The 19,274-nt window shown below is 41.0% G+C and carries 17 protein-coding genes; 4 read left to right on the forward strand and 13 right to left on the reverse strand.

What is annotated here, in order from left to right; genetic code table 11:
- Positions 1–24 precede the first annotated feature (24 nt).
- Positions 25–666: a transposase gene (locus D7Z94_RS15455; RefSeq protein ID WP_120712494.1), complete on the forward strand. Its 642-nt coding sequence runs from the start codon at positions 25–27 to the stop codon at positions 664–666.
- A gap of 123 nt (positions 667–789) precedes the next feature.
- Here D7Z94_RS15455 and D7Z94_RS15460 read toward each other — a convergent pair whose 3' ends face one another.
- The 4 genes from D7Z94_RS15460 to D7Z94_RS15475 form a co-directional block, all read right to left on the reverse strand.
- A complete protein-coding gene (locus D7Z94_RS15460; protein ID WP_120712495.1) occupies positions 790–3,477 on the reverse strand; it encodes an ABC transporter permease in 2,688 nt (895 codons plus the stop codon).
- Complete coding sequence (locus tag D7Z94_RS15465) at positions 3,470–3,796, reverse strand: PadR family transcriptional regulator (protein WP_120713154.1); 327 nt, start codon at positions 3,794–3,796, stop codon at positions 3,470–3,472. Before D7Z94_RS15465 ends, D7Z94_RS15460 begins: the two co-directional genes overlap by 8 nt.
- A gap of 286 nt (positions 3,797–4,082) precedes the next feature.
- Positions 4,083–4,430: a hypothetical protein gene (locus tag D7Z94_RS15470; RefSeq protein ID WP_120712496.1), complete on the reverse strand. Its 348-nt coding sequence runs from the start codon at positions 4,428–4,430 to the stop codon at positions 4,083–4,085.
- A 294-nt stretch (positions 4,431–4,724) separates the two neighbouring features.
- On the reverse strand, positions 4,725–5,879 hold the full coding sequence (locus D7Z94_RS15475; RefSeq protein ID WP_120712497.1) for a hypothetical protein: 1,155 nt from the start codon (positions 5,877–5,879) through the stop codon (positions 4,725–4,727).
- A 436-nt stretch (positions 5,880–6,315) separates the two neighbouring features.
- On the opposite strand from D7Z94_RS15475, the gene D7Z94_RS15485 reads away from it, so the two are divergent.
- Positions 6,316–7,098, forward strand: coding sequence for an endonuclease/exonuclease/phosphatase family protein (locus D7Z94_RS15485; RefSeq protein WP_120713155.1), 783 nt, complete (start codon positions 6,316–6,318; stop codon positions 7,096–7,098).
- Positions 7,099–7,289: 191 nt separating this feature from the next.
- On the opposite strand, the gene D7Z94_RS15490 is transcribed toward D7Z94_RS15485, so the two are convergent.
- The 4 genes from D7Z94_RS15490 to D7Z94_RS15505 all read right to left on the reverse strand — a co-directional run bounded on the left by D7Z94_RS15490 (position 7,290) and on the right by D7Z94_RS15505 (position 11,789).
- Positions 7,290–9,035, reverse strand: coding sequence for an alpha/beta hydrolase (locus tag D7Z94_RS15490; protein WP_158594650.1), 1,746 nt, complete (start codon positions 9,033–9,035; stop codon positions 7,290–7,292).
- Positions 9,036–9,142: 107 nt separating this feature from the next.
- Positions 9,143–10,204: a serine hydrolase domain-containing protein gene (locus tag D7Z94_RS15495; RefSeq protein ID WP_120712500.1), complete on the reverse strand. Its 1,062-nt coding sequence runs from the start codon at positions 10,202–10,204 to the stop codon at positions 9,143–9,145.
- A 216-nt stretch (positions 10,205–10,420) separates the two neighbouring features.
- Positions 10,421–10,819: a nuclear transport factor 2 family protein gene (locus D7Z94_RS15500; RefSeq protein ID WP_120712501.1), complete on the reverse strand. Its 399-nt coding sequence runs from the start codon at positions 10,817–10,819 to the stop codon at positions 10,421–10,423.
- 103 nt (positions 10,820–10,922) lie between these two features.
- Positions 10,923–11,789, reverse strand: a complete 867-nt coding sequence (locus D7Z94_RS15505; RefSeq protein WP_120712502.1) for a helix-turn-helix domain-containing protein — start codon at positions 11,787–11,789, stop codon at positions 10,923–10,925.
- A 199-nt stretch (positions 11,790–11,988) separates the two neighbouring features.
- Here D7Z94_RS15505 and D7Z94_RS15510 point away from each other — a divergent pair, with 199 nt between their 5' ends.
- Together D7Z94_RS15510 and D7Z94_RS15515 are read left to right on the forward strand one after the other, a co-directional pair.
- On the forward strand, positions 11,989–13,299 hold the full coding sequence (locus D7Z94_RS15510; protein WP_211341792.1) for a lactonase family protein: 1,311 nt from the start codon (positions 11,989–11,991) through the stop codon (positions 13,297–13,299).
- A 34-nt stretch (positions 13,300–13,333) separates the two neighbouring features.
- On the forward strand, positions 13,334–14,197 hold the full coding sequence (locus tag D7Z94_RS15515) for an AraC family transcriptional regulator (RefSeq protein ID WP_120712503.1): 864 nt from the start codon (positions 13,334–13,336) through the stop codon (positions 14,195–14,197).
- 107 nt (positions 14,198–14,304) lie between these two features.
- Here D7Z94_RS15515 and D7Z94_RS15520 read toward each other — a convergent pair whose 3' ends face one another.
- From D7Z94_RS15520 to D7Z94_RS15540, 5 genes are all read right to left on the reverse strand, one after another.
- Positions 14,305–14,676, reverse strand: coding sequence for an iron chaperone (locus D7Z94_RS15520; RefSeq protein ID WP_120712504.1), 372 nt, complete (start codon positions 14,674–14,676; stop codon positions 14,305–14,307).
- Between the two features lie 100 nt (positions 14,677–14,776).
- Positions 14,777–15,265 carry an SRPBCC family protein gene (locus D7Z94_RS15525; RefSeq protein WP_120713157.1) on the reverse strand — a complete coding sequence of 163 codons (489 nt, stop codon included), beginning with the start codon at positions 15,263–15,265 and terminating at the stop codon, positions 14,777–14,779.
- A gap of 1 nt (position 15,266) precedes the next feature.
- On the reverse strand, positions 15,267–15,587 hold the full coding sequence (locus D7Z94_RS15530) for a metalloregulator ArsR/SmtB family transcription factor (protein WP_120712505.1): 321 nt from the start codon (positions 15,585–15,587) through the stop codon (positions 15,267–15,269).
- A gap of 225 nt (positions 15,588–15,812) precedes the next feature.
- On the reverse strand, positions 15,813–17,588 hold the full coding sequence (locus D7Z94_RS15535; RefSeq protein WP_120712506.1) for a M1 family metallopeptidase: 1,776 nt from the start codon (positions 17,586–17,588) through the stop codon (positions 15,813–15,815).
- A gap of 332 nt (positions 17,589–17,920) precedes the next feature.
- Positions 17,921–19,273: an alginate export family protein gene (locus D7Z94_RS15540; protein WP_120712507.1), complete on the reverse strand. Its 1,353-nt coding sequence runs from the start codon at positions 19,271–19,273 to the stop codon at positions 17,921–17,923.
- Position 19,274: the final 1 nt, after the last annotated feature.

Genomic DNA, 19,274 nt, shown 5'->3' on the forward strand with positions numbered 1-19,274 from the left:
CGTTTAAGGAAGAACGAGCTGATAATGACGGATTTCCTCGCGGACGCAGGTTATTCCAATGGCGCCAACTACGATTTTCTCGAACAAAGGAAGGCTACCGGATGGATACCCGTTTTCGGGAAATACAAACCCAAGATAGACGGTTTTCCCTACAACAGGGAAAAGGACGAATACAATTGCCCGATGAACAGGCCAATACCTTTCAAGGGATTCCGTACCAACCGGGACGGTAGCGTACTGAAATGCTATTGGGCGGCACCGAAAGACTGCAAGGCCTGCCCCATGAAATCCCAATGTGTGCCGAATACAAAATGTAAAAAAATCACCAGAACGATCTATGATGAACAATACTTGAGGGCATACGCCCGACAGCACAGTGAAAGGGGCAAACGAATGAAAAAGCTGAGACAAAGTACGGTGGAGCCCGTATTCGGTAGTTTGACCCAGTTCTACGGCCTGAGAAAAATAGGCGTATTGGGCAAGGCCGGTGCGCACAAGGTCATGCTCATGGCGGCAATCGCCTTCAACCTGAAAAAGTACCTCAAGAAAGGGGGAAGGAAGCCCTCCCTTGGCATTATAAGGACCATTATAAATACCTTACAAGGCAACCTGACCATTTTTCTCCTGCAAACCCAACCGAGACCGGCTCTCACTAAGGTTCCGTAAAAACAGCCGACTAGGGTCGATATCATACGTACAGAGCACTTCTGCAACGGCCACGTTCGTTTTAAAGGAACGTATTAAGCAGTAGACACAATTGTAGCAGTACTCATTTAAAATACCTAAAACTCATTCAATTCTTAAACTTTCCACGGTATTGCTTCTTGCAGCTTTTAAAATATGGTAACTCATGGTAATGCTGGCGATTATAAGAGTTAAGATTACAGGAGTGAACAATAGCCAAAAAGAAATGTCAATTCGGAACGCATAATTGGACAGCCATTCCCGAAGAATAATCCAAATAATGGGAATCCCTATGAAAGAACCTAGCGCTATCGGCTTAATAAAATCTTTTGAAAACAGCATTACAATAGACGGGGTAGAAGCTCCGAGCACCTTTCTTACTGCAATTTCCCCAATGCGATTCAGCGTAGTTATAAAAGATAGATTAAATAGTCCCAAGCAGGTAATAAATAGGGCCAGGACGCTAAAAAGCAAGAAAACTGTTCCGAAGGATCTGTCCGCTCTATATTGTTGGTCGAAATAATCATCAAGAAAGAAAAATTCAAACGGATTTCCAGGAAACATGGCCTCGTACTCCTTTTGAAGTGTATCGATAGTACCCGACAGATTCTTTGAACTTATTCTAAAGGAAATATACTTCCTGTTTCTCTCGGAATTTAAGAAGAAGGCAGCTGGCTCAACAGCATTTTTAAGGGAAACCTGATGATAATTGTTTACAACGCCGATTATTTTAGCCGTACCCCTATTTGAAGAAATCAATTGGCCGATCGCATCTTTCGGCTTCACAAAACCAAGGGATTTTACAAATTCCTCGTTTACAATAATGGCGCTTTCATCCGTTTGAAAATCTTTCGAGAAATTTCTCCCACTAATCAGATCCAGGCCAAATATCGGTAAGAAGTCATAATCTACCCAAGCACTAGCATATTTTTTGTGCTGTTCCCTGCTGGCGCCAGATGGGGCCATCATGGAGGTGGCATTGAACGGTCTACCAGGAATCTCGGAGGAGGCGGTCATTTCAATATAATCGGGATGTTTGAGAGTCTCTTCCCTAAAGGATTCCAGAACGGAAGCATAGTTGTCCTTTGTTATTTTAGGTGCGTTTATAACTATGGTCTGATCTATTTCTATTCCCAGATCCTGATTCTGCATGAAATCGACCTGTTTGAAAACGGTAAATGTGCCTGCCAATAAAACAATCGAAATTGCATATTGAAATACCGTCATTCCCTTTACCAAAGAAATACCCTTAAATTTTTGCCCCACTTTCCCTTTTAAGGCAACCAATGGTTCAAAGGAAGACATAACAAAAGCAGGATAAAGACCGGACAGAATAGCACCGAATACGATAAACAGAACCAATGGAAGCAGGAACATATGATTGCTAAAAAAAACAGGTTCCATGGCCAACCCTGTCAATTCCTTGAACTTTGGAAATAGGATAAGGATTAAAACGACCGAAAGCAAGGAGGCCATAAAATTGAGTACCAATGCTTCCGTGATAAATTGCTTGGCGAGCTGTCCCTTGGTAGCCCCGATTACCTTTCTTACACCCACCTCCTTTGCTCTCTTGGTAGCCCTTACAGCAGAGAGATTTATGTAATTTATCCATGCGATAGACAATACAAGAAACCCTATAATCATTAGAAAGGTGACCATTTTTGAATTGCCGTTGGCCTTGATTTCAAACTCCAAATTGGAATGTAAATGAATTCTCTTCAATGGTTGTAGGACGAACTGATCGGTAATTTCGGTTCCGGTTATATGCGGAACCTGATGTTTACCCAGAAAATCGTGAAACTTTCTTTCCAGCGAAGCTGGATTTACGCCATTTGCCAGTAGTACGTAGGTATACGCCACGTCTCCGCCACCACCCGACCACATTTTGTTGTTTCTATTTTGGTATTCGGATAAACTTTTTATGGGGAAGAGAATATCAAACTTCATATGGGAATTTGATGGGATATTCTTAAGAAGCCCCGTTACTGTAAAGGACTCATTGCCATCCACGGTGATTATCTTGCCTATGGGATTTTCCGTTCCAAAGTATTTGATGGCAATACTTTCCGTAAGAACTACCGAACTCATATCTCTTAGAGCTTGCGCAGGATCTCCTTTAATCAAGGGGAATGTGAACATGGAGAGAAAGTTATCATCTACATAATAAACATTCTCTTCTTTAAAGGTATTGGCTATTCCGTTATCATTGGCATAGGTCACTACAAGGTTTCGTCCAAACAATCCGTTCATTCTGGTGAAATCCAAAACTTCGGGAAATTCCTCTTTAAGACTAGGGCCTGCATCACGATACGTGATAGCCCTGTTATATGTGGAAATTCCATTGGAGAAATGATCGTTCCTGATTCTATAAATTTGACTCCCTTTTTCGTGGAATTCATCATAGCTAAGTTCAAACCACGCATAGTTGAGGATTAAAAGAAAAGCGGTCATGCCAAGGACCAATCCAAAAATATTGATGCTGGCAAACGCCTTATTTTTTACCAAATTCCGAAAGGTGGTCTTGAGATAATATCTAAAAAAACTTAGCATAATGGGAAGGTTTGGGATGTTACTTGATTTTTTAAGAGATGATGGTTTGCAAAATAGGAGCACTTCTTTAATAAACATAAGCCGAGCCTTTCGATGACCATATTTTTTGACCCTTATTGAGAATGCCTCATAAAGGTCTCCCTGGATTTCGTTCAAGAGATTTGGTGAGCAATACCATTCGAGGAACCTATCGGCCCATTTAGGAGGATCCAAATTCTGTTTGTTCGGCTTTTTATTATCCATTTTGAACGTTCAGTTTTGGAATCAACGACCAAAAATATATTCGGTTTTTCCGAATTTCGGCAATTACATTATAACCGCGTGAGGTAGCTTCAAATATTCTTTTACGCCGCCCTCCTCGCTCGGGAGTAGCTCCTCCCATTTGGGATCTGACCAGACCTTTTTGTTGCAACCTTTTTAAAACAGTGTGGACGGCGGGTATAGAAATAGTCTTACCTATATGTCTTTCATAAGCTTCGGCTATGGATACCCCGTAGGTCTCCTTTTCGATCATTACGATTAATAGAATATTTTCTTCCAAATGGCCTAAACTCTGTATCATTTCATATATCATTAATTTTTGTATAACAAATATATAGGTTTTTCGATAAATATCATTAATATTTGTATAAAATGATTTGACAGCTTTTTGTATGTAGCTAACCAAGACGTATTGCCATACAATCTTTATTCGGTTCTTTTAATCTGCCGATTAAAAGTTCGGGGCGAAAAAAGGAGCAAAGGCTCCTATTAAATGTTGATTTTTAAATCTCTTGAAATACTATGAACGCAATGATTTCATATTCTGTCATTACTGGTCGAAGAAAAAAGCAATTATGAAGATAAAACTAATCTTCAATAGGTATTGTATTGCTGACCTTATAAAATTGGTTCGGGAAGAAATTCGCGGTACACAATGTTATTCCTTCCATGGATAGTTCCATGTCAAAAATAATTCTAAGCCCTTCTTGTTTAAGACTATCCGGTAGGGTAGCGGTTATAATGAAATTCGGAGATTCTAAATTATCAACATCAATCCGAACAGCAAGACCATTGTTTTCCGTATTGCATGACGCCCCACCCAAAACAGTTCCTTCTTGATTTTCAATGATATTGTTTTCATCATCATCAGAGCAATTTGCCAAAAAAGGACAAATAAGAAGAAAAGCCAGTTTTAATATTAGTCCGTTTTTCATTGAAAAAAGTTAATCCCTAAAAAAGGGAATAGTTTTAATAATAAGATTGCGATTTCTTAAAATAGTTGCGTCATGGGAATTAGTAAAAAAAGTCCAGCTTCATTTGCCTACATGGTAATTATATAGCCTTTTCAAAGAACGGTTTAATGGAACAAGGTGAACAACAGACCGCAGATCCTCCAATATGTTTGTTTTTGGATATATGAGGGCAATTCAGCAGTTAACGGTTCGTGTAAACGAGGTAGATGTATTTAACGACTAAGACTATTTTGGCATCGTTAGCACATATTTTTATTATTTTAACCACCTATTAACTAAGGATGATATTGAATCAATATTTTCGAGTGGCCGCACATTTTTTCTGCCGTACTCTTCATAGATGGTATCATCTTCCAAAGAGGTATTCCGTCCCCTGACCTGGTCCCAGAGTTTGACTCTATTCTTATAAATTTGGATAAAGGATGAATCTATCAGGCCATCCACTCCCGTAATCAGTTCAAAGTCTTCGGGGCTTTTGTAATAAGCAAATCCTGTAAAAATATCTTGATACTTATCATCATGTTCCGTGAACGTCCACATGTCGAAATGGTCTTCTCCAAAAGGTGAGTTTTCAAAGTCAAACCCTGAATCTTCAATGTTTACCACTTTAAATGCCGCGTCCCACTTACCATCTTGCATAATCACTGAATTTATAAGGACGTTCGCAGTTGTATTTGGATACTTTTCAAATAGAAATGCCCCAACATTATAAATCATTTCTCCATTTGGCTCCTGAAAATTCTTGTTGTAAGCATGGCGATAATTCATTATGACAAGCCCTTTTTTTCTTTTCTCATCGGAGTTTTTGATCTGTTCAAACGTATCGATGATGTACTCGGCCATCAATTTGTCCCTATGATCAATATCACCGTTCCAGAAATCTTCTAATTGGCTTACATTTATGGAATCCTGTTGTATGGCAACATCTGTTGCATAAATATTTATTTTTTCGTCCTCTGATAAAGACTGATTTATAGTGTAGATTTGTTTGTTCTGATAATAGAAATTGTAATAATCCCAAAGGGGAAAATAATCGGATTTTCTTTGAAGTGCTATTAATTTTTCTTCTACCTTATTTTCAGGCAAGTTTTCTGAATGAACAAAATCGTTAAGTTCAGGATTAAGAGTTCTCATGCCCGTTTCAAAGAAAATATTTCCAACATCCTTGATAAATCTAGCGTCCGAGATTACATCTGTTATAAGTTCGTACTGTGTGTTTTCCTGGTGATATCTTTCGCAGAGAATCACCAAGTCATTTTTTTTAAATAAATCCAGAATATAGTCCTTTGCCGGCCTATCTTTATTTTTTAAAAAATCAACATATTTGTTGATTTCTATATCATGCTTCGGTGCTTGATTACAACTTGTAACTGTGATAACGCCTAATATTAACAAGTAAACTTTTTTCATGGTTTTTACTTTTTTGGAGATACTATTACAATGAGTGCTAACATAAAGATGTGATTCTATACTTATTGTGACAACAATTCCGATTAAGCATGTTTTGCTTAATTCAAATCACATGGGTATAAAAGGTATATTTACTTTATCCGCAATGTAGCAATGGCGATAAAATTTATTTATGATAATGATCAGCCCTTTAAAAATGATCCGTTAAAAGGAAGAATCGGAGAAGAAAGCCAATGTCCCTTAAGATGTTCGTTTTATGGACTAGGACCGGGTCGGCATTTTTTATGGGAGCCATTGTTCTGTAACGTTTTAATTCTTGGCTTTCCTTCAGATCATTTCCTGATAGTATCAAAATTTAAATTGGATTACTGATATCTAAAACTGAATAACAAAATAACCTTAATCTGAAAAAACTATGAAGCAAATGAAATTACAAATGTCAATCGTTTTAGTATGTATTCTCGCTTATGTGCCTGTGCATGCTCAAACCAAAGTTGAGAACAAAAAAATTGTAAAAGTACTTTCGTTCAATATCCTTGGAGGAAGAACCACAAAGGGTGATTTTAATTTAGATGTATTGGCAAAACTTATAAACGATGCGGATCCAGATTTTGTGGCCATGCAAGAAGTAGACTATAAAGTAAACAGATCCAAGAAATACGATCTGGCCACTGAATTGGGCTGGAGGACCAAGATGGCTCCCTTATTCGCAAGGGCAATGTATTATGATGGCGGGGAGTATGGTGAAGGGATATTGTCCAAACTTTCATTTCTGAGCACCAGAAATGTGGCCCTACCATACATTTCGGGGCAGGAACCAAGGGCTGCCATTGAAATAGTGGCCGAATTACCTTCAAAAGATACTATTGCCTTTGTGGGTACCCATTTTGCCCATGAAGGTAATGCCGGAAGGGAATTGCAGGCCAAAAAGATAAACGAGGTATTTTCCAAGAATAAGTACCCTACCATTTTGGCGGGAGACCTCAATGCGACCCCTGGCAGTGGGCCCATTTCCATCCTTGAGGAAGTTTGGGAAGCTACCTATGATAAGGAAAACCCAGAACCTACCCATCCTTCGGATGGCCCAAGAGTAAAAATCGACTACATAATGTTTTATCCAAAGGACCGCTGGAAGATAATAAAGCGTGAGGTCATTAAAGATACTATCGCCTCGGACCATTGTGCTTATCTGGTCACTCTTGAATTATTGAGTGAATGACTAATGGACAAAGGATACAATAAGAACTGTAGATTTAGTTCCATCAGCCATATATTCAACTAGAATCGAGCTTTTCGATTTAAGGAAAAACGATGCTTTTATGAAAACTTCGTTCAAATGGATTTCGGGTGATGTCCCATAAAATGTTCTTTTTACGGGACTTTAACTATAAGTCAGGGAATCCGGAATTGTTAAGGTCGGTTCCTTTTTTGTATGAAGCCGTGTGAGACCAAAAACTTTTCACTCATTGTATCTATGATCTCTGCCGATTCCGAATCCAAAAAATGCCCTACACCCTCAAAAGAACGATATTCAAATTCATTGTCCAGTTCCTTCATTTTCCCGACGAACGCCTCGAATCGTTCATGTGGAACGACCCAGTCATTCGTCCCATGGAACAATAGCGATGGAACCATCGGACTTTTTAGATTATGAAAAGGTGAGAAATCCTTGGGATCGTCCTCTGGTGAATTGGGAAATCCGGAACCGGTGGGCATATAGCTGGCGGAGGTCAATATCAGAGCATTGGGCCTAGAGCTTATTGAACCAAAGTTTTCGTCCCCATTGCCGATGTCCTTCAAAATTGCGGTACAGGCCGCTAAGTGCCCCCCAGCGGAATAGCCCGCGGCAACGATCTTTAAAGGGTCTATCCCCAATTCGGATGCGTTGGCCCTTGCCCAGCGGACAGCCGCTTGGGCATCCCTTACCCCATCGGAAATATATGCATTGCTTACGTAGTTCAAACTGTACTCGAAAGAAATGGCCACCATACCCTTTTTTGCATATTTCTTGGAGTCCCCATGTGCCCATTCTGGCTTGCCGAACCGCCATCCGCCACCGTGAAAAAAAAGGTATGCGGAACGCTTGTCATCTTTTTTAAAACCGTCCGGGTAGAATATATGGGCCTCAAGGTCCCTGCCCTGGACCGTTCTATAGACCTGTATATCGTCGGGCCTTTCCCTTTCCTTGATACTTGCCTCATAAAGCTGGAGTATTTCCTCCTTGAAAAGATCATTGGTACAATCGTTCCCGAACCGTCCTACCATCTTTTCTACGTGCTTACTGCTCAAGGTATTTATAGAGGTCCTAAGATGCTCGGCAAGAAAGTGGTCCTTTATACCCCGATGCGCATCCAGTTCGGAAATGGCGCTGTAACGCGGGTCTCCCATAATATTGATGTGTAGGCCCCAGAAATCCTCATATCTGTAATTTCCGGATGCCATAATATTGAGGTATTCACTGGAAAAATCCAAAAAGGTGTCCAATGATAGCAATCTTGGCTCCCCGAAAGTATTGTCAACGATCCTTTGGTAGTAATCCGCAGGGACCTCTGCTTTTTCACCGGTAAATCTGTGATAGAGCAACGGATAGGTAAGCTCCTTCCTTTTAAAAAAGAACTCGATATCGGCCCTTACTTTTTGTAGGAACCATTCGTTCAGGTCGTGTTCTTTTTTTGAGAGGGAATTCAGGTCTTCCATATGTACCTGCTTCAAGGAATCCAATATTTGTCGAAAAAGGGGAAGTTTTCTTGAATAGATACCCTCCTCGTTCTTGTCCAGGTATTCCTCCGTTTCAAGCCTAAGTTCTGATTGACTTCTTAAAAACGTGTTCAAGGCCGCACTGCCTCCCGAGAAGTTTATTTCTTGATCTGAATCTGCGATACCGATTTCAATATGTAGGCTGTCCGAAGGGCTTATAAAAAGATCCATTTCATCATCCCCATACGAAAGGCCATAAAACTTGGGCGAGGTCGTTTCAAGTGCGAACCGGAATGCACCATCAGGACCTATTGGGACCGATGTATCATCCAGATGGATTTCGTCCGACAGGATGGGATCTACCTTTCCGGTTACCGTTGTTTGCTTTGATATGGTTTGCCCGATACTACCAAGGGGCACCAAGGCGAAAAACAGGAATTGTATTGCCTTGATCTTCATTGAAACTGTTTTAGAGGTTCGGACAAGTCCTTCCATTATAGTATAAAGATGTAGCGATTCGTAAACTGTTACAGTTCAAGGATTGTAAATGGAAGTCCACTAGGCCTCTATTCCATGATCATTGACCGGATTTTGCGGAAAAGCTCCCAGAGTTCGGTGGTTCCCATAGCGTTGGAGAGAATAATGATCGATATCTCCTCTGCGGGAAATCTAAAAAGCAGGGTCTCCGTTCCCCATATGTTCCCGGGCCTGGATACCCCCTTGCGTTTTGATATCCTTGGGGCATCATCCGAAAAGGACCATACCCCGCTGGCATAGTGTTCAAAATCCGTCGTTTCCTTATCCGTTTTTAAAAGTGTATCCAGCGTTTTCTTATAGATTATCTCATATCCAAAAAGTGCATCCGAGAATTTCAACAGATCTAGCGCATTGGAGTACATGCCGCCGGATGCATGATAGTTCTCGACGAAATAAGGGATATCCCTTTCCAGTACCCCGGTCTGTTCGTTCCGCCAGTAACATTGTGCAAGACCTTCCACTATACCATAATCGAACAGTCCTGTACCTTCCATATGCAAGGGAATTAACAATTCCGTTTCCAATATCTTTTTGAACGTTTGTCCGTGTACCCTTTCCAAGATCTTTCCGAGAATTACATAATCTGCATTGTTATAGGTGAATTTTTTCCCCGGCTCCGATACCAAGGGGCCGGAGCAATATTGCGCCAGTATTTCATCGCTGGACAACCTCTTTTCGTAGACCGTGTCGCCGTTGCTTTCTATATTCCGTATCCCGGAAGTGGAAGTCAGTAAATGGTGGATTGTCACAACATTACGACCTTCCCCGGTATATTCCGGCAGATATGTGCCGATCGTTTTGTCCAGCCTCATTTTCCCGTCCTCTATGGATTTATAGACCAACACAGAGGTGAACAGTTTCGTGATCGAAGCGATGCGATATTTGGTTTCCGGACGGTTGGGAACATTGAATTCCATATTGGCATGGCCATAACCCTTGAAATGAAGTATACTGTCCTTCCTTTGCACCAGTATTGTCCCATTGAAACCGTATTCATCGGTGTAGCCTGTCAAAACATTGTCGAGACCCGGCTCCTGGGCAAAGGTAAATGTGGGGCACAGTATTCCTAGGGTAAGCAATAACAGTTTCATCCTTCCAGCTTTGACTTAAAGATGACCGTCCCCATAAAATGTTACAGTTACAATATTCATTGAGGATACAATAATAAGGTCGATAAAGTTTCAAAAAATAGTCAATTAATGGCGCTAGGAAAGAAAAAAGGAAAGCCCCAAAAAGTTGTTTCAATTGCCCTACCATCAATACTGCTAAAACAGGGGAAGCTATAGTTCCCCTGTTTTCTTTTCGAACTAAGAGAATACCGGGGACATGTCCATATAAAGCCTTACCGATCGAACCTTACCGACACCGTTAAGATCTGTGAAAGCTACCGCCTTTACGGTCGCATCTTTACCATCATGTCGTTTGTAATGGTTCAAAGCCTCAAGTACATAGCTCTTGTCCGTGCCATAGATATTGGTCAAATCATGTTCTATCGATGCAAAACTTTGCCAGTAGTCTCCAAGACCCTTAAGTATTGTTTCTTTGCCCTTACCGAAAAGGTCGTTGTTGAACCATACTTCAACATCATTGGCCAAAAAGGTTCCATAAGTATCAACATCCTTTTTGTCCATTGCCTCTAGATAGGCCAGGTATTTTCCATAACTACTTGCTGAAAGTTGTTTTACCCTTAAGTTTTTAGTTTTCATGATATCTATTTTTAAGATTAATAAATTTTACTATACAAATATCCGTGAAGCAGTAAGGCACCGGTTAGTCATTATTGCGGTAAGAATAGTACTTTTTACGGGCTTATCCCTTCAAGCGGTAATTGGAAGGGGTCAGGCCGGTTTTTCCCTTGAAGAATTTGGTGAAATAGGAAGCGTCTTTGTAGCCCAACAAGTATAAGATTTCTTTTACATCCATCGATGTTTGTTTGAGCAGGCTTTGGGTCTCGAAGATTACCATTTCCTCAATGGCCTGTTTGACGGTTTTGCCGATAGTGCCTTTGAGCACGTCGGACAAGTGTTTCGAGCTAAGGTTGAGTTTTTCGGCATAGAAGTCCACGTTTTTTTGGTGTCGATAGTTATTCAGGAGCAGCTCGTTGAAATCTCGTGCTATTTCATCATTTCTTGACATTGGAACCTTTGTATGCCTGTCATCATAAATGCCATCGATAAATTCAAGTATGGAGAAAAGCAACCCGCTAGCGATGGACCGATCGCTCATGAACTCCTTTAGCTGCTCAAGAAGCAAATTCAATTTACCGTATTCCTCATCCGACAAATCGATAACATGATTCGCGCCGACTTTAAAAAAATCATAGTCCAATAAGAAATTGTCATAAAAGGGCCTGCCAAATAAACTTTCTTTAAAGAAAACCGTCGTATTGGCCATATCCCAACTGTTAGAGCTCCAATTGCGCACTATGCCAGGCCCAACCATCGTTAATGAGCCCTTCTTTAAGTGATATTCGTTAATACCGACATGGAGCCGGCATTCACTTTGGTGAAGAAGTCCGAAAGAATAGAAATTACTGCGATAAGGGTGGTCTATACCTTCGCCTGAGGCGAACTCCTTTTCGGTCGCGATGAATATTGGTACATCAACTTCCTTGGATTGCAGAACTCTCTTTAAATATTCTTGGTAATTATAGTTATGTAGAGTTTCAGATTTCATTGAACAGCCTGGTATGACAGTAAAGATAGCAATGTATTTCTGACCATAAATTTGAATAGTTCAATGAAATGGCCACTTAGTAGAGAATTTATTCTAAATTAATCTTTTGGCCTTCCTGAACCTTTTTTTGGACTTGTCAGACCAGAAAAAACTTTCTTGTCCAAGTATTTTTGATGATATATCCATTAAATGTCATAAAATGATTAGAATACTTGTATTTGTTATTTTGCTAAGTCAGGTTTCTTTTGCCCAAAATAGGATGGCGCCATTGAATTTTGAAGGTAAGGCCTTGGTCTCGGTCTCCGATGCCGATATGGTCTCTTCTGCTTATGTAGATGGTAAATTGGGAGAAAAGGAGGGTCGAGATGCCATAAGCCTCATTCCATTGACCGGAAATTATAAAGATTGGAAGGCCTATGAGACCTTTGCCTCCAATTCGGTGGCCGGTCCGCCTTGCTCGGTGGCTGTTTCCCCGGAGGGAAAGTATGCATTTGTTGTGGAAACCTTTACTCCACCATCTGAGGGGGGTACCACCTTTAACGATTTAAGCATTGGAAGATTATTGTCCGTATTTGATATTGGTAATCCCAGAAATCCCAAATTGTTGGAGACAAAAGATATAGGTGAACGTCCTGTAGGGGTCTCGGTCAGTCCAAATGGGGATTGGTTGGCCATTGGCTATTACAGCAACGGTAACAAAAACTTGGGCCTTATCCCTTTCAAAAACAGCAGACTTGGTGAGGTATACACCTTTACCATACCCAATGTGGATCCAGAAACGGCTGCCAACGAAATCGATTGGCACCCTTCAGGCCAATACCTTGCCGCTGTCATGCAAAACTCCAATCAAATTGCTTTTATGAAGGTAGACCTTTCCAAAGGAAAGCCAATCGTCGAGGGTTACGGTAACGTGGTCGGCACAGGTAAATATCCCATGAAAGGGGATTTTACCCCGAATGGAAACCATTACATCACCACCTGCCTGTACTGGGGGCCCGATGTGGACGGTACTTGGATAGAAGCACCAAGGGGACAGTTGAACAGCATTCGTTTTGACAGCAGCCCGGATGATGGAAAAATACTGCATTCCAATATCTCGACTGCAGAAGCCGGGATCAGTCCCGAAGGTTTTTCAATAAGTAATGACGGAACATTGTTGGTGACCACCAACTTGGAACGAAGCTACCTGCCCTATGAAAGCAAAAGTGCGGAACCCCGTATCACCTGGTACAGTTCACTATCCCTGCTTTCGATTGACAAAAAGACCGGAAAACTCGGTCATATCGGCGATTACTATTTTCAGGGGGTACTGCCCGAGGCAGCCGTTTTTGATGCCTCTGACAATTATCTGGCCGTTGCCGTATTCGATAGCTTTGATGATAGCCGAAAGGGTAGTAGAATCGATTTTTGGCGTGTGGTCAAACAAGCCGGGGAGACTCCTTTTTTGGTAAATACCAACCATAACGTTCCGGTTGCAAGAGGGGTACACTCCATGGTGCTCATAAAATAATTGATTAATGTATTTTTAGTCTAAATTTTATAGTATGGAAGCTTTGGATACTTTCATTATGCCCCAACAGTTCAAACATCATCTTGAGCGCCATGAGATAGTCGAGCTCGATGATGTGACCATACTTGAGAGTTGTCATGACGATCAACATGAGGTAAAGGGAGTGGGCTATACCACCCAGCACGAAATACTTCATGTAATCCATGGAAGGTGCAAGCTGACTATCGACGGGAGAAACATTGAACTTTTTGACGGGCAATCCATCCTAATGCCCAAGCATACCATTTTGAAGTATCAAAAAATGGGAGCCCCTTACCAAAGTATCCTGTTTTTCCTTAAGGACGAATTTATTATGGAGTTTCTGCAAGACCATAGTTTTAAGGAACCCTGGCAGAAACTTACGACCCCGTATGCTATTTTTCGGGCTGATCCACTTCTCGATGCGGCCTTCCAGTCCATGAGGCCCTACATCCGAAATGCTGCCCAAACGAGCAAAGAACTTTTCAGGATAAAGACATTTGAGATACTTTTGAATCTTTCTTATCGTACTAAGGGTTTGCCCGAATTTCTATCGAATATGGTCATGTCTTCCAAAATTGACCTTAGGCTTTTTATGGAAAACATGTATATAAAAAAAATGAACCTCAAAGAACTGGCCGAAATATCCGGACGTAGCCTTTCTGCCTTTAAAAGGGAGTTCGAGGAGCTTTTTGGTACGAGCCCATTCAGATGGATAAAGGAAAAACGGTTGCAAACGGCCAGAGAGCTAATCGTACATTCCGGCAAAAGACCTACGGAAATCTATTTAGATGTCGGATTTGAAGATTACTCCCATTTCAGTAAATCCTATAAGTCTCACTTTGGCTATCTTCCCTCACATACCTTGAGAACATCCTAGAAGTTTGATTATAGGTTGGTTTTATGGGAGCTAATAAAGACTTAAGAGGAAACGTCTAGTTTATAAGAAATGACCTAACAATAGGAAATTCACAAGAAGAGCCATTTTTATTTTCTCAATAATTCTTTCCGATATTTTATCATTCCAACAATCAGGTCTTTTGGTAGGGGCTTGTCCAATGGGAATTGAACCGACCCCTTTCCTCTTTTATAGGCACTCAATTCGGTATCGAACTTTTCCATAGTCGTTGGATGTGGATAAAGCCCAACGTGCTTTTTATATCCCGCTATCATAATCTGCTGTTCCCTTTTGCCACCTTCCACTAGAGCAAAGGCCGGAATATTATAGTTGAACATTTCCGTTGAATCCGGGGCCGCCTTTAAAATACAATCCCGTAGTTGTCTAAGAGCTGCCTGTGTTTTTTCCGGTTGGGTAGCCAAATAGTCCAAAAATGATTGAGGTATCTTCGAATCAGTCATTTTTCTGTGCTGCCTTTATTGTTGTTAAGAATTATTTGCCATTGTTGTGCATACAAATCAATAGGGTTCCAGTCTTTCCTCTAAATATTAATTGATTGTATTAAACATTCAGTTTTTCAAGTGTGCTATCAAGATTTTCAAACGCCATGGAAAGTCCTTCCTTCATTCCCATTTGAATGACCTGTTGTAAGTGCTCCTCAGAGGCATATTCTGAAATTATGGTCACAAAGGTTTCTTTGTTTGTATCCTTGAACCGGTTATTGAATTTTGACACGGGCATTTCAGGGTTGATATTTCCCTTTTCGTCACAGAAAGAATCATCTCCTGAGAATTGTTTATGGGTATTGATTGACCTATAGTCCGTACGGGCCAGATGTTTTTCTCCTTCAGGCCCGACCATGGCATAAAGGCGATAACCTCCCTCGGAGAAATCCATATGGGACGTTTCGGATTTCCATGGCTTCGGAGCCCACCATTGATCCAATAACTTCGCTTCCGTCCATGCTCTCCAGACAAGTTCAATGGGTGCGTTGAACGTTCGCTCTACTTTGAGTATGTTTCCATTTGCTGTAAAAATTGTGCTGTTCATCTTATTCATTTTTTAGTTTATCCAGTAAATTATCAAGACCTTCGAATCTGTCTTCCCACATTTTTCTGAAGGGTGCAAGCCACTTATCGACCTCTTTCATTTTCTCGACCCTGATCTTGTAGTGTATTTCCCGTCCCATACGATTGGATTCAATGAGTTCGGACTCCTGTAATATTTTGATATGTTTCGAGATTGTCGGCCTGGCACTATCGAATTTGGATGCAATATCCCCAGCGGTCATGTTCTGGCTGATCAAGAGGGCGAGTATCGCCCGTCTTGTAGGATCGGCAATGGCCTGGTAAACATCTCGTCTGGCTTTCATTATGAAGTCGTTTGGCTACAAATTTAAATGAAGTCAAGTAGCTACGCAAATTGTATGATGTTAAATTTTACGTGACAGAAGAGTTCCGTTATATGGCAAGTTAATGAGACAGATTGGTGAGGAGAGGTAGATTCCCTAAAATTGTTCGTTTAATGGAATTTTATCGATATTTCAAAAAAGGAATGTATTCAAAGGATGTTTCAAAGCAACCAGGCCAACTTTAACTTAAGGTTCAATAGGATTCTCGCCATACTCCGGCATCCAAATCAGGAGTTTGTGTAATGGGTCGAGTTCAATACCTTCAGGGGCCTTGTTCAATTTGAACTCAAATGTCTGTGCCTTTTTTGTTAACCTTACGGTATGGATTCCGATTTCTTGATCATTGGCAATGAAACGAATGTCCAAATCAAGATGGTATGGTTTGCCCGTTTGAGTCTGTACAATGGACACCACTACAGTTTCATCATCTGCGATTCTGAAGTCATGGCTTAGTATTGGAGCTCCGGTTTGGTCCAACCATTGACCAAAGAATTGCTCTAGGTCATGTTCCGGCACAGTTTCAATGAAAGTGTCCCTAAAAGCCTGAAGGGTCAATATTTTATCTCGATGTTCATCGAATATCGAGGCCATGGTTCCATAAAATGCCCTGTTTCCAATTTTATAGCGGAGCATATGGAAAAACCATTGGCCCTTGCTCCATACGAGATCCTTTGCGTTCTCATCATGGTTAGATGGTATTTCACTAATCGCCATATCCTTATTTTCCCTCCATAATTTAAAATAGCCGTTAGCGGTATGCAGGTTGTTTACACCGTGCCCACCGAATCGTCTAAGATGTGATGCGGCTTCCTTATCAAGGATCGTTTCCATGAACGTGCAAGCTTCGGCATGGACTATTCCTTCGTTCAATAAAAGGAATCCATCCCCCGCGGTCGTGACCATATTCCCCCACCATAAGTGACCTATTTCGTGTGCGAATACCGCTATTTGGTTCTCAGCAAAAGTTCTGGGCCTGGCCCAGAACATTCCTTGTTGGGAAGATCCGCCCCATGTTGATGTCCCTAAAGTGTTAGGAACTTCAACGATGGAATACCCTTCTCTTTCAATGCTGCCCCATTTTCTTTCAAGCTCCGAAAATATTTCACTGGCGGTTTCCAATAACTCTTCTGGGTCTGAACCTTCTTGGGCGACCTTAAAGATCGATATCCCTTTTCGGGTAGTTATATCATAAGGGCCTGCCACGAATGACCGGGCCAATGGGATAGAGGTCTGAAAAACCTCTATCCTTATGTTGCCCGACTCATGGGTTTCGGTAAGTTCTCCTTCCGTCATGGCATGCCATTCCCTTGGCAGGTAGAATGTAGATTTGCCCGTGCTGATGGATGCCTTGGCCAGGGACACTTCTCCCTTGACATCGAACAAAGGTATGGGGTGCCATGCATTGTTCCATGAACCGATTGCCCCATCTTCATTAATATCAAAACAACAGGTATCCGTAGGATTTCCGGAAACGGAAAAGGAAACTGTTATGCTCCGTCCTCTCTCGAAGGGCATTGCGAACCTGATATGCGCCAAGGTCACATCGGGAATCTCATCATTTTGTTGGTTCAAAATAATCGATGCCGCACCTTTGGAGGATACTTGATCAAATTTCATGCTTTTCCCATTGGAACCAAGTATTGCCAGTGTCGGCCCCAAGGAATTTTCCTCTTGTAGTTCCAAGGTTATCTTCCCTGTGATTCGGACCATTTCCTCATCCGGTGCAAAGGTAATTTCCATATCGAGATTATCTATCTTCCATCCCCATCCATTCTTGGCGTGAGGTTCCATGGCAATGGAATCAATACTTACTTGACCTGCCGATTTGAATAGAACAAAAAACGAAGCTGCCGTTAATAGATAGGTAATATGGGATTTCATGGCGAAAGTATAAGTGATGATTATTTCATTCATGTTATCGGTCCGGCCCGAACCATGACCATCTGTATTACGACGAACCATGACATCAATTGTTACAGTTCAAGTCGAAAAGGTCGGCCAAGAAGTAGTTGTTCATATCGACTAAGGAAAAAGTGAAATTGTTCCCGTGAGAGTTCTTTAAAAAATGCCCGTTTAACAAAGACATTTGGGAAGAGTAGCTTAGTCCCAAAAAATGTTGGTTTTATGAAACTTTGAATAATAGAAGAAAAATAATCCAATTTTATGAACCTCTAATTATGTTGTGGTTCGCAAACAAGAATTTTGATCTAAAAATTTATTTTCTTTCTAGTCTTCAGTATATCCTTGTTTTGTAAGTCTGCAATTGCCTCTGAAAGTATGTCGTTCCAATGGTTCTAAAATTTAAATTCTGCGGTTATTACGGTATGAAACAGCGTGTCATCCAATCCGCTGTTCACCAAAAAATTACTTGGAATAATGAGGTTGGTCTCCAATTCAAGATTGAAAAACGCATTCACTTCAAGTCCGGTGATGGTTCCTATTTGATTCCCAATAAAATGTTCGCCATTTATTGATGGGTATTCTAAACGCAATGGTGGACTATATACTCCATCTCTTTTTGAGAATCGCCAGAAAGCCACATAGTCCAACGATAGGCTAAAATTGCCCAATTGTGTATTGATATAGGGATGAATATCGATTAAATTGGAAGGCCCGAATCTTGCAACACGACCAAAATAGGCACCCCTTGGGTAGAGTCCGTCAAAGGTGTTTAATGTACTATCCGTATTACTGGCATCCCCACTAATCCCTTCGGTTTTTAGGCCAATCGCGGCGTTTTCACCCAACAACCTAAACGGATGCTCAATATTGAAAGAGGCTGTCCAAGCACGAATATTCTGGTTACCAAAACTGCCTGTTTGGTATACAAATTCATTGTTGTAGGTAAACTTTTTCCAAGATCCGAAATGCCTTAGCCCAATGGATAAACGGTTGTCATCTGCAGTACCTGAATCCCAGGTTTTATTTTTTTCTTCTTTATATAGCAGATAGATGTCTGTATTATTAGAAGCACTCCAGTTTTGTGTCCAGTATAGCGCAGCTAAGATTTTATCAAAATTCAATACATCATTATCAAATACTCCCCCTTCCAGTTGCACAGGTACTGCATAAAATCCGGTTACTTTTGTTTTCTCATCTTGAAATTCGAGCTGTGCCATATCAAAAGATAGGCGAACGTTTGGACCCTCGCGAACATCTACCAAACGCCCACTTCCCAAACGTATATTCTGGCGACCGATTAACACATTCCAGTGATCGTTGAAATGATATCGGGCGAAAAGTTGATTGAAACTCAGTTCGTCCCTATCTACAGGAGCCAGATTTGCTTTACTGGTAATCAAACTGGAATTCAGTTCTGTGAAAAGTTCAAATATATCTGAAACCTTAAGGTGTGAATACAACTGAAACCGATTCAAAAACCAAATATCGTTTTGGTCCTCTTCCGAAGAAAATTGTTCATTGATAAAGGTTTCCGTCTGAAAGCGATAACTTCCCCCAAAACTCAAGGATGTTTTTTCCCCCAATTGCATTTGCTTAAAGCCTGGATAAAAACCTTTGACCTTATCCCGATTCATGGTTATCCTATCATTTTGGCGAAGTAGGCCAAAATCGTATGATATCTTGGTCTCCTGAGCCTTTGCAAAGACAAAACAAATTAGGCACATTATGACCGTCCAAAATTTCATG

The organism is Ulvibacterium marinum (genome assembly GCF_003626755.1).
GTDB lineage: Bacteria > Bacteroidota > Bacteroidia > Flavobacteriales > Flavobacteriaceae > Ulvibacterium > Ulvibacterium marinum.